9 protein-coding genes are annotated in these 12759 nt (G+C 38.3%); all 9 read left to right on the top strand.

The annotated features are described in order from the left end of the window. Positions 1 to 53 precede the first annotated feature (53 nt). The 9 genes from H6G79_RS21405 to H6G79_RS21365 all read left to right on the top strand — a co-directional run bounded on the left by H6G79_RS21405 (position 54) and on the right by H6G79_RS21365 (position 12550). Complete coding sequence (locus H6G79_RS21405) at positions 54 to 4052, top strand: Pls/PosA family non-ribosomal peptide synthetase (protein ID WP_190593133.1); 3999 nt, start codon at positions 54 to 56, stop codon at positions 4050 to 4052. 644 nt (positions 4053 to 4696) lie between these two features. After that, complete coding sequence (locus H6G79_RS21400) at positions 4697 to 5371, top strand: hypothetical protein (RefSeq protein WP_190593134.1); 675 nt, start codon at positions 4697 to 4699, stop codon at positions 5369 to 5371. Between the two features lie 53 nt (positions 5372 to 5424). Then, positions 5425 to 6438, top strand: a complete 1014-nt coding sequence (locus H6G79_RS21395) for an aldo/keto reductase (protein WP_190593135.1) — start codon at positions 5425 to 5427, stop codon at positions 6436 to 6438. Between the two features lie 227 nt (positions 6439 to 6665). Continuing rightward, positions 6666 to 7097, top strand: a complete 432-nt coding sequence (locus H6G79_RS21390; protein WP_190593136.1) for an NHLP leader peptide family RiPP precursor — start codon at positions 6666 to 6668, stop codon at positions 7095 to 7097. A gap of 69 nt (positions 7098 to 7166) precedes the next feature. Continuing rightward, on the top strand, positions 7167 to 7574 hold the full coding sequence (locus H6G79_RS21385; protein WP_190593137.1) for an NHLP leader peptide family RiPP precursor: 408 nt from the start codon (positions 7167 to 7169) through the stop codon (positions 7572 to 7574). Positions 7575 to 7746: 172 nt separating this feature from the next. Next, positions 7747 to 8124 (top strand): NHLP leader peptide family RiPP precursor, encoded by a 378-nt coding sequence (locus H6G79_RS21380; protein WP_190593138.1) that lies wholly within the window; start codon positions 7747 to 7749, stop codon positions 8122 to 8124. A 92-nt stretch (positions 8125 to 8216) separates the two neighbouring features. Next, complete coding sequence (locus H6G79_RS21375; RefSeq protein WP_190593139.1) at positions 8217 to 8579, top strand: NHLP leader peptide family RiPP precursor; 363 nt, start codon at positions 8217 to 8219, stop codon at positions 8577 to 8579. A 107-nt stretch (positions 8580 to 8686) separates the two neighbouring features. Next, a complete protein-coding gene (locus H6G79_RS21370; protein WP_190593140.1) occupies positions 8687 to 9004 on the top strand; it encodes an NHLP leader peptide family RiPP precursor in 318 nt (105 codons plus the stop codon). Between the two features lie 294 nt (positions 9005 to 9298). Further along, complete coding sequence (locus tag H6G79_RS21365) at positions 9299 to 12550, top strand: type 2 lanthipeptide synthetase LanM family protein (RefSeq protein ID WP_190593141.1); 3252 nt, start codon at positions 9299 to 9301, stop codon at positions 12548 to 12550. Positions 12551 to 12759: the final 209 nt, after the last annotated feature.

Raw genomic sequence — 12759 nt, 5'->3', positions numbered from 1 at the left:
GCCCACTTTCTTAAACTACTCACTAGCTATGATGATCATTGGAAAGATTTGGCATGGAAACTAGATATCATCAGTCAAATAGACCAAATAATTACAAAATTGTCAACTCTCTAAATACTCAGTTTGACAATTTTAGTCACACAGAAACACCACAACGTCTGCATTACTTTTTTGAAAATCGGTGTGATGTTAGTCCTGATGCTGTGGCTTTGATATGTGATACTGAGTTGCTCACTTATGGAGAACTTGATGTACGAGCAAATCAGTTAGCCCATTACCTAGTAAATCAAGGTATCAATCAAGAGGACAGAATTGGTATTCTGCTGGAACGCTCAATTAATACCTATGTGACGTTGCTGGCTATACTCAAGAGTGGTGCAGCTTTCATCCCTCTAGATGCGTCCTTTCCCCAAGATAGAATCACCTTTATTGCAGAAAACGCATCTCTGAATTTACTGATTAGTACCACAAAATTCAGTGAACTAACTGCTGGGGTTGGCTGTCAAGTTTTGATGTTGGATGCTGTAGCTGAAGATATTGCCAAACAGCCAAAAACGCGGATTTTGTTGTCAGATGCACAAGACGAAATCTGTTACATTATCTATACTTCCGGCTCGACTGGCAGACCTAAAGGTGTAGCTGTCAATCACTCTAATATATGCAGCTTTATCTCTATTTGTACACCAATCTATGGCGTAAAGAGTTGCGATCGCATTTATCAAGGGATCATCATCGCCTTTGATTTCTCTATTGAGGAAATTTGGCCTACCTTTGCTGTGGGAGCTACTTTGATTGTCGGCCCTACCGACCATCGCAAAATCGGCACAGACTTGGCTGATTTCTTGATTGAACAGCAGGTAACAATGCTCTACTGTGTTCCTACCCTCCTAGCAACAGTAGATAAAGATGTCCCCTCCATCCATACTTTAATAGTCGGCGGTGAAGCCTGTCCCCAGGATTTAGTCAAGCGTTGGAGTATTGGGGGACGGCGGATGCTGAATACTTATGGGCCGACCGAAACAACAGTTACAGCTTTGTGGACGGAATTAGTCCCAGACAAACCAGTCACTATCGGTAAACCCTTACCATACTACAGTGTTTATATCCTCGATGAGTCTCTACAAGAAGTTCCACCAGGTGAGATTGGAGAAATCTGCATTGGGGGAATTGGTGTCACCCAAGGTTATGTAAATCTTCCCGAAAAAACTGCCGCTAAGTTCATCCCCAACCCCTTTACTGTAGGTGAGAAGGAGGAAAAACTATATCGTAGCGGTGATCTAGGTCGATTTACCCCAGATGGTGAAATAGAATATTTAGGGCGCATTGACCATCAAGTTAAAATTCGGGGTTATCGTATCGAACTAACAGAAATTGAAGCAGTTTTACTAGAAGATCAAGAAGTAGAGAATGCTATTGTCTCCCTGGTATCTATTAATGATGCAAACAAAGAATTAGTTGCTTATATCACACTACATATTCCTGTCACTGATTCTCAAGCTTTCAAACATCGCCTGTATAACTCACTGAGTAGCCGTCTGCCTAACTACATGGTGCCAGCATTCCTTGAAATTTTGGATGCGATTCCCACATTACCCAATGGTAAAGCTGACCGTTCACAGCTACCAAATCCCACGACTAAGAGAGTCAGCAAAAACTCTGGTTTATATGTGCCACCAGCTACAGAGCTTGAACAAGAACTAGCTAATGCTTGGGGTCAGATTTTCGGCAATGATCATATATCTGTTGAAGAAGACTTCTTTGCTGATTTAGGTGGTCATTCTCTTTTTGCGGCGCGTATCATCTCTAACTTGAGACAGCAACCAACATTACAGTATCTTTCTATTGCTGATTTATATTCCCACACAACTATCCGATCGCTTGCCAATCACATCGAAAGCATCCAAAAACAACATAGTGCATCTGTTCGGTCAAATCCACGTACAGTTAGACATCATAGTAACTTGCGAGTCTGGTTGAGTGGGAGCATACAAATAGTTATGCTCTATGTCCTCTTTATCGTTTTCGGAATGCCATTCATCTTACTGTTAGAGGACTTTCATGAATGGTCATCACCACTGGTAGTTTTTGCGGAAATCAGCATATTTTCTATGATGTGGTTTGTGATTAGTCTCACACTCCCCATCATCGCTAAATGGTTGCTCATTGGTAAGTTTCGTCCAGGCCGCTATCCCTTGTGGGGTTGGTATTATTGCCGTTGGTGGTTAGTGAGAAAAACTATAGATATTGCCCCACTTGATTATCTAGCTGGTTCGCCTCTCATGCCCTTATATATGCGGTTATTGGGTGGAAAGATTGGTGAAGGCTGTCATATCGGCACGAAAGATTTACATCTGCCTGATTTAATCACAATTGAAGACGGGGTGAGCATTGGCTATGGTGTTCAGGTACAGCCTTTTATAGTGGAAGATGGATGGTTATATCAAGCACCCATTGAAATTGGGGCTCATAGCTTTATTGGGACTAATTCAGTAGTCATGCTTGGTAGTCATGTAGGTCGGGGAGTGCAGTTAGATGAACAGTCTTTAGTAGCACAAAACCAAGTGATTCCAGATTATCAGGTTTGGGCTGGGTCGCCCTCGCAGCCAATTACCGATGCTGATCCGATTTTGAAGGAAATGAACTACCGCAAAACCCCCTCGGTGCAATTGTCGCCAAGACTTTGGATGGGTTTTGTTGCTGGATTTATCTTGCTTGATGCTCTACCCTTCATTATTTTCACTCCAGGGTTAATTTTTGAGTACGCGGTATCCCAAGGACAACTGCTCAAAGGTCTTTTATACACACCCATTGCCGGTTTATTGTATGGACTGACAACCTGTGCTGTAGTCGCCTTTGGTAAGTGGTTGGTAATGCCCAATACTCGTCCTGGGATTTTTCCAGAAAATTCTGGTTTTGGTTTGCGTAAGTGGCTGGCTGACAAATTTATGTTTACGAGTTTGTCACTAACTAACACCCTCTACGCCACCCTTTATACTATGCCTTGGCTGCGTCTGTTGGGGGCGAAAGTCGGGCCGAGATCAGAAGTTTCAACTGTATCGCAGATTGATCCAGACTTGCTGAGATTGGGTAGTGAAAGTTTTGTGGCTGACTTTGCTACGATTGGTGCGGCTAAATATTACAATGGCTTCTTTGCCTTGGGAGCTACTGAAATTGGTAGTCGTTCCTTTGTGGGTAACGCTGCTTTAGTCCCTAGTAGTGCATATCTTGGTGATAATAGCTTAATTGGGGTGTTGTCTGTGCCACCGAAAAAACCAGTCTCCTCTGGTTCATCATGGCTTGGTTCACCAGCAATTTTCCTCCCACGTCGTCAGCAAGATGAGTGTTTTGATGAAAGAGTGACTTTCCGTCCACCTCTAAAACTGGTTTTTGGTCGTCTTGCTATTGAGTTTGTGCGGATTGTTTTACCACTAACCCTTATATATGTGCTGTTCATTGAGAATCTTGTCGGGTTAGCTTGGTTGACATCAAAAGTATCAACACCAATGCTGATAGTTTTGTCACCAGGACTATTTATAGCCTCTTCCTTTTTGGTAACTCTTTTCGTGGCGATATTGAAATGGATAGTAGTTGGACGCTATCGACCGCGTGTAGAGCCTTTGTGGTCTATCTTTGTGCGTCGTACAGAGTTTATTACTGGCTTATATGAAACTGTCGCTGTACCATTTTTACTCAGATGGTTTACTGGGACACCATTGTTAGCACCGCTTTTAGGTTTATTTGGGGCAAAAATCGGTCGCCGAGTTTACATGGAGACTACGTATTTAACCGAGTTTGATTTAGTGCGGGTTGCTGATGATGCGGCGATCGCTAATTTGGTATCTCTGCAAACTCATTTGTTTGAAGACCGCGTGATGAAAATGTCCAAATTAAGAATCGGTCGTGGTTGTAGTGTTGGGCCTCGTTCTGTAGTTCTATATGACTCGGAAATGGAAGCTGGAGCAAAATTAGATGCTTTATCTCTAGTGATGAAAGGTGAAATGCTACCATTTCAAAGCCATTGGCAAGGTATTCCATCTCGCGCAGTTAACTAAGGCTGACTCACTTTTATAAATGATGTAGAGACGTTGCGTGCAATGTCTTTACAGTCCAGAACAAAGCACTAGCATATTTTTTCTTTAGGGTGTGTGACGCTGCGAAAGTATTTGAACGTTGTAATGAAATTTATAGCGTCACGCACCAACCATCAATTGTGAGGCTTGCGTAAGCTCTAATTTTTAGGAATTTTATCAATTAATCCCTGGCAAAAGCAGAAAAATTGAGCAATAGAATAAGTCATTTCTGGCTAAAAATGCTGTAGTTAATCCTCAAAATAGTGCATTTAGTTGTTCTTTATTAAAGAGTATTATGCAGTAGTAGATTAAACCCAGGAATCGATAACCCAATTTTGGTAATGGAAAATCAATTGTAATCCATTACCAACAATTTCTTAAATCAGTCGCCATCTCATTTTATTCCTCCTCTCTAAACCAAGTTCTGTCAAAATTTAAAATCATTGACAGGATTTTTCTTAATTATTAATTAATTGATAATCTAAAAATAGCAATTTTGCTTATTGCTCAGATTTTAAAGTTTTTTAATTAAATAATCATAAGTCAATTTCTTTCATGAATCTAAATTTAATAAAACTAAAGGAATTGATGATGTGCTACAGCCATTTAAATTACTAGGTTACAAAATGACACTATCAAAATTAATTAAACCGCGATTTTTTCATGGTATAGTGTTGTTCTCTACGTTTACAATTGTCAGTATTCCTGCAATAGTAGTGGCATCTGAGAATAATATTAACCAAAATCAACAATTCAAAGTTTTGCAAACTGAGATTACACAACAGGATCTCAAAAATATTGACGAGTTAGTTAGTATCGCTGAACGTAATTCTCCCGACATCTTAGAAGCCAAAGCTGCTAGGGGTTTAAGTCCCTTTAATGATGTGATGAGTGTTAGTTTCTCCGGCACAACATACGGATCATTTAACAATTATGAAGAGTTTTACATTGGTGTTACAGTTAACCCTATTAGGCTCTTAACTGCTACTCAACAATCATCTGTTCTGAAAGCTCGGTTGCTAGAAGAAAAACGCCAAAAAAGAGTAGCTATAGTACAGTATTACGTTGAATACTTGCAAGCACGTCAAGCCGCGAAAATTGCTACCTACCAAATGCAAAAGTTTGCTGATAGTTCACGGGTTGCAAGTGTTAATATCCAAACTCAACTTGGTAATGCAGATTATGTGGCTGCTGTCACAGAAATGTTGAATACAAATACAAGGGAAAGAATTGCTTTAGAGCAATTGGCCGCCAGTGTGGGATTATCGCCACAAGAAGCAAATAGCATTATTAGTAAATAGCAAATTATCAATATATTTTTATTAAAGTTTTCTATCACTCAAAAATAAAATTTATGGAACAACTAATTTCTGTCGTTGAATCTAATCATAATTTTTTAAATCAAAACAATTCTCATGAACAAAAATTTCCCTTACCTTTTTACCGTCCACTAGGGCGTACTGATTTAACAGTGAGTTGCTTGGGTATAGGTGGCGGAGGGGGTATTTCTAGTGAAGATACACTCTATGCTTTTGAGCGAGGAATTAACTACTTCTTCTATTCTAGTGATTTGCATCATTTTATTTATCAAAATATGGCGGATGGATTGCGTCAACTGTGTGGGCGCGGTTCATCAGTGCGGGAAAAAGTGGTGTTAGCGACTGTTACTTATATTAAAAGTCCCGAATCTTTAGTGGGTGTTTTATACGATCAGTTTGAAGAATTAGGGATTGATTATATTGATGTGTTGTTTTGGGGTTGGGTTGGCGATCGCGATGGTGAAGCCATTCGAGATTGCTTTGAACATTCTCCTTATTTGCGGGGGCCAAATACAGGATATCAACAGTTTGTCGAAGAAGCTTTTGGTGTATCTGAACGGCTGAAGAAAATGGGTGCGGTGCGTTATGTCGGTGCGTCTTTTCATAATCTTGATCATGCTCAAGCTTGGTTAAATCATCCTTTTTTAGATGTGGTCATGGTGAGACATAATCCTGCTCATCGCACAGCACAGAAAAAAATATTTGCTAATTTAGATTCACAAGATTTACAACGTTCAGGAATTGTGACGTTTAAATCTATGGGTGAACATATAATACCACCGCCAAGCTTACCTGAGTGGTGTTGGTGGCCTAATATACCAGATTTTTACCGTTATTCCTTATCACAAAATTGTGTAGATGTTGCCTTAATGGGGGTGACAAATAGGCAAGAAATTGATGAAGCGATCGCCGCAGTAGAAAAAGGTAGACTATCTCCAGCAGAGATTGAGCAGATTAATCTCTTTGGTGATATGGTGCGTTACGGATTAGATTTTAATCAAATACATCCATTTCAAAAGGTTAAACTCCTGCGACAACCTCAAACTTAGTCAATTAAATAAATTAGAAAAACATCCTAGATTTAATTAATAAATCTAGGATGTTTTTATTTAAATATTATTTGTTGAATAGGGCTAAATATTAAGTAGTGAATAATAAAAATCCGTGATTAACAACTTGATTTAATCAACCTATTATAAAAGTAATCAGACACAACAACAACTCCACTGTTGAGTTAGGTTGACTGAGGTAAAAACAATTCAACATAGAATCAATTATGACTACCAACTCTGAAGAATTTAACCCAACCACATTGGAAGATCGCATTATTGCTAAAGCAATGGAAGACTCTGCTTACAAGCAACGTTTGTTAAGTGATGCTAAAGCAGTAGTAGAAGAAGAATTGGGTGAGAAATTAGGTGACGATGTCACAATTCAAGTATTGCAACAAAGTGCTAATCATCTTTATCTAGTGCTACCAATAGATATTGATCAACTAGTTCGTGAAGGCATCATTAGCCAAGAAGAATTAGAAGCAGTAGCAGGTGGTGGTGTTGTCAGCCGATTGAGCGCGAAAATTAGTATTCACCCAGGAAATGTGAATGGACAGACACGAAATTTTAAAAATATTGAAGCCTCTTTAAAGAGTGCTGTGGCTGCCCTAACTCTTGGTGTTTTAAGCCAAAGACACACCACAAGACCTAAATAAGTGCAAGCAAGAAAATAGTAATTTTCAAGATTGAATATTTCCCACAAGCAAATTCACTAAACTGCAACCATGACTATAAACTCTGAAGAATTCACCCCAAGCACCTTAGAAGAGCGTATTATTGCTAAAGCAATAGAAGACCCTGCTTACAAGCAACGTTTGTTAAATGATGCTAAAGCAGTAGTAGAAGAAGAATTGGGTGAGAAATTAAGTGACGATGTCACAATTCAAGTATTGCAACAAAGTGCTAATCATCTTTATCTAGTGCTACCAACAGATTTGGATCAACTAGTCCGCGAAGGCATCATTACCCAAGAAGAATTAGAAGCAGTAGCCGGCGGCTTACGCATAAGAATTACTAAACCTGGAAACGTAAAAAGTAAGTCAGAGCTTTTACAAAGTGTCTCAGGTATTAGTGCGACAATCTCATCTGTAATTGGTTCAATTTACTATAACGTCAAGTCTCGCAAAGGTTAAGATAACCTTTTTCATCGAAATCATTCAAATGCCTAAGAATGGAGTACATAGCTAGGTATTCAAAGCTATCACACTGGTTTAAATACTCTATGAAACTATGTACTCCACTTCATTGAGACTTGGTATAAGTTAGAACAATTCATCAAACTGTTCTCTAAATTCATCATCCATCATGACTACAAATTCTGAAGGATTGAGTCCTGAAAGTTTGCAAGAACTTATCATTGCAAAAGCAATAGAAGATCCCGCCTATAAACAACGCTTATTAAGTGATGCTAGAGCGGTTTTAGCAGAAGAATTAGGTGCTGACTTACCAGAAAATTTATCAGTTGAGGTTTTACAACAGAGTCCCAAACAACTCTATTTAGTATTACCAATTGATATTGATGAACTGGTGCGTGATGGAATTATTTCTCAGCCAGAACTAGAGGCTGTTGCAGGGGCATCAATATCCTTTGTATCAAAATTGATTGCCAGCACAGCTGCTCAAGTTTCTGTTTTTGCAGGTATAGAACATACCCTGAAAAAGTGGCAACAAAGACGAAAGTAAATATCATTCCTGAATTACAAGTTGCTATTTATAACTTGTAAAAGAATGATAACAAAAACAATTAAACTTCAATCAATACTGGAGAATTAACCATGTCTATCAATTCTGAAACCATCAACGCTTTAGAAATTCAAGAACGTATCATTGCTAAGGCAATGGAAGACTCTGCTTATAAACAACGTTTGTTGAACAACCCTAAAGCAGTATTGCAAGAAGAATTAGGTGAACAATTACCTGCAAATTTGACAATTGAAGTTCTACAACAAACTCCAAAAGAACTTTATTTAGTATTGCCAGTCGATATCGATCAATTTGTTGATGATGAGGCAATTGCTGAGGAAGAGTTGGAGGCTGTAGCAGGAGGATTTATCTTCACAGCCGTTGTAGCTGCAAGTCCTTATGCTGTTAAGCAATCTCCAAAAGTTTCCAGAGCAATAAGTAAAATTTTTAAATAAAAGTTTCCTTAACAGGATTAAGGCAACAAAGGAATGTCTATGATGGGGAATTGAAACCCCCATCAAGACTTACCGCCTGTAGCCGAGTAACTATTGGAGGGTAAATCATGAGTAGCAATCATCAAGAATTTGACGTAGAAGAATTTAAGAATAGCTTAATTGCTAAGGCAATTGAAGATCCTGCGTATAAAGAACGCTTGTTAAGTGATGCGAAAGCAGTTGTAGAAAAAGAACTAGGGACAAATTTACCTTCAGGTGTGACTATTGAGGTTGTACAACAGAGTTCAAATCAACTTTATCTGTTGTTACCACCAGAGATTGATGAAAATATTAGCGATGAAGAATTAGAGGCTGTCACTGGAGGAGGCGGATATATAAAATTTGTGAAAAAGACAGTGAAAAAAGTTGTTGAACCTTGGACTTAGATTATTTAGCGTAGCCAAAGTTTAATATACCCTAAATCTTCATAAAAATGGCGTTGGGAGGGATGAATAACTACTTCATCCCTCAAATAGATTTTCACACCTTAACTCTCATCTAAATTTCATCTGACTGCTGTGCATTTTTATACACAACAGTTCAACTAATTCTATAAACAAGTAAAAACACTTTTGATGCTGGAATAAAGCAAGTAATGTATTGACTTGAATTAGACTTAATTAGTCTTTTGCAATGTGTTCAGATTTGTTAATCACTTTCTAGAACGTTTTTAATATCTTATGGAATTTACTCAAGAACAATTAATTAGCATTGTAGAAAAATCTAGTACATTATCGGAGCGTCTTAGCTCTAATTTTGTAGTTAGTCAGCTAAAAAACTTAGATGATTTAGTAAATAGCAAATTAGAAAAGTGGCGCGAAGCTGTTGCTAATGGGGACAATCAAAAATTTGAAAATCGCCTAGCCTGGGATGGGTTGACTTTAGAAGATGCGCGTCGTGCTGTTGCGCCTGTATCTTTGGTTGATCGAGTTAATTTACCTGCTTGGACTAAAACATTAAATGAAGGTGTGAAAGCTGCTGATGTTGCATTTTCACAAGGTATAGATTATCTCTGCGTTGATTCTGAAGAACTAATTCCCTTTGAAGAAATATTTTTACCATTTGTTTATATAGCTAGACAAAAATTAACTGCACGCGCCGGACAAAATTATCACCAACTTTCAGAAAATGCTCATGGGTTATTAGAGCGGAGATTGTTGATTACTTTTTCTGAGATGGCTGCTCACGCTATGGAGTTAAAATTTTCTAGTTTTCGTGCAACTAGACAATCTGCTCTTGCTTATATACTAAGACAGTCGGATGATAATGTGAAGCGCGATCGCTATACAGAATTTATCCAACAAATGCTCAATCAGGATGGACTCATTACCTTTTTCTTAGAATATCCTGTGATAGCTAGGCTGTTAGCTATCACCATTGATTTTTGGGTTGATGCTATTGGCGAATTTTTATCACACTTAGCCGCAGATTACAGCGAAATTCAGCAATTATTCCAGCCTGATGCAGATTTAGGACAGGTTGTAGAAATTAAATCTAATCTTTCCGATCCTCATAACGATCATCACACCGTCATAATTCTTACCTTTGCTTCTGGCTTAAAATTAGTCTATAAACCAAAGGGTTTACATATAGATGAAGCCTATTTCAATTTCCTATCTTGGTTTAACCAACAAGAAGCTGATTTAGCATTTAAGTGTTTAAAAATATTAAATCGCTCCAATCATGGTTGGGTTGAGTTTGTCGAATATTCACCTTGCGAAGATGAGCAGGCAATCAAGCGATTTTATCAGAGGACTGGAGTTTTATTAGGTTTATTATATATTCTAAAAGGTAATGATTGTCATCTTGAGAACCTTATAGCTTGTGGTGAGCATCCAGTTGTGATTGATTTAGAAACGATCATGCACCCTACAGTCAAGGAGGAAGAAGATACTAATCAATCTTTTAATGCTGTGGAATTGGCTTTGAAATTTATTGTACAGGATTCCGTTTTGCAGACTCATTTACTACCTCAATGGCACGTAGTATTTGGTGGTAAATTAGTTTGTGATTTCAGTCCATTAGTGGTAACTGATGTCGAAAATAGTCAATATGATGCACCTATTTTTCTCGATATTAACACTGACAAAATGCACCTGAAGTATGAAGAAATCTCCATTAATTTAGATGGAAAGCATCTGCCTCAATTGGGAGATTTACAAATCTCTCCAGACAATTATGTAGAAGATTTAATCATGGGATTTCAAAAAATATATTCTCTCATGATTGCACAACAAAAATTTTTATTGAGTGATTATAGCCCATTATTGAACTTTCATCATCAGCGAATTCGGTTCTTGTTTCGAGGTACTCAGACTTATGCCTCTGTATTAAGTAATGCTCAAAGAGCCGAATATTTAAAAGATGGAGTTGACCGCAATATAAAACTTGAGCTTCTTAGTCGAGCGTATATTTCTGAGCAAAATAAACCTTTATTTTGGCCATTGCTAGAACAAGAATTGCAAGCAGCATTACAGATGGATATTCCATACTTTAGTGCAATTACAGATAGTGAACAGATATTTTCTGGATTGTCATCTGTGCCATTTGCAGATTGTCTTATGTCTACTTTTCCACAGGTAATAGCTCGAATTAATGAACTTAGTGATAATGATTTAAGCAGACAAATAGAAGTGATTCGTGGGGCTTTTAATAGTAGTATTGTTAACCCTTTAGAAGAGAGTTTTGCTGCTAGTGTTGAAACACCACAAGCAACTGCGCTTAATCTGACAACCTTGAGCCAAGAAGAAGGTTTAAAACAGGCGATCGCTATTGCTGAAAAAATTCAATCACAGGCATTTTCTACTGAGAATGATGCTGCTTGGATTGGTTTGGAATACGTTGCGAAATTCCGCAGGTTTCAGTTAAAAGCCCTTGGACATCATTTATATGATGGCAGTTGTGGAGTAGCTTTATTCTTAGCCGCATTATGGTCAGTTACCAAAGACGAACAATATCGTCATTTTGCGCTTAAGGGATTGCAACCATTACGGCAAAATTTACGTAATTTCAACTTAGATGATTCCACAGAATTAACTGAAAATATAGATGTTGGTATCTGCACAGGATTAGGTTCACTTATCTATGGATTAGTGCAGATTGGTAATCTGCTAGATGAACCGAATTTGTTAGATGATGCCCAAAAATTTGCCAGTTTAATCACACCAGAAGTCATTAGCAAAGACCAAGATTTAAATATTAGTTCAGGTTCGGCGGGTGCTTTGTTAGCATTCCTCGCCTTCCACAAAGTTACAGGGGAACAAAGATATTTAGAACAGGCTGTTAGCTGTGGAAATCATCTATTACAGCAGGGAATCACCAGTGATGTAGGGATAACAGCTTGGAATACCGCAGAAAAGAAACTGTCACCAGGGTTTGCCTATGGTGCGGCTGGTATTGCCTATGCTTTGTTGAGATTATATGATATCACTCTGGATGGTAATTTCTTGTTAGGTGCAAAAGAGGCGATCGCCTATGAACGTAGTCTTTTGCTTGCCGAAACCAACAATCAAAATCATTCATTTCCCCTTGGTTGGAGTCATGGTACTGCGGGTATTGTGTTAGCTCGTTTGGGTAGTTTGACAATACTTGATGATGAAGAAATTTGTCAAGAAATTACAAGTAGTTTAAATAGCATCCAGAACAGTAACTTAAATTTAGTTGACAGACTCTCTTGTGGTAACTTTGGTATTGTTGATGTTCTCCTCGAAGCTGCTACTAGGCTTTCAGATCCGGATTTATTAGCAGATGCCCAAAAACTAGCTGCATCTATTGTCAACAAAGCTAACGAAACTGGTCATTTCTATTTGTTCTCTCCACATCACCAAGATATGTATAATCCTGGTTTGTTCAATGGTATGGCTGGAATTGGCTATGAATTATTAAGACTGAGTTATCCTAAGTTATTACCTGCTATTTTGCTGTTTGATTAAATTGAGCCGCTTATTGATCCGAGCGAGATACGGATACCGTTCGTTACTTCCCCAAACAGATAAACTGACCTAAATGAGAACTTTCTGAGCAGTTGTATTGAATTCACGTTCGTTTCTTGGCGAAAGTGGGTAACTTGAGTAAGTCAGGACTGACGCACAAAAATTATCTGTGGAGATTGGGTGTAAGGGTGAAAGGGTTTGGGGTGTAA

Source organism: Anabaena sp. FACHB-83 (assembly GCF_014697485.1).
GTDB lineage: Bacteria > Cyanobacteriota > Cyanobacteriia > Cyanobacteriales > Nostocaceae > Nostoc_B.
Note: the sequence above shows the minus strand (reverse complement) of the source record. Positions and strands in the feature narration are given on the sequence as shown.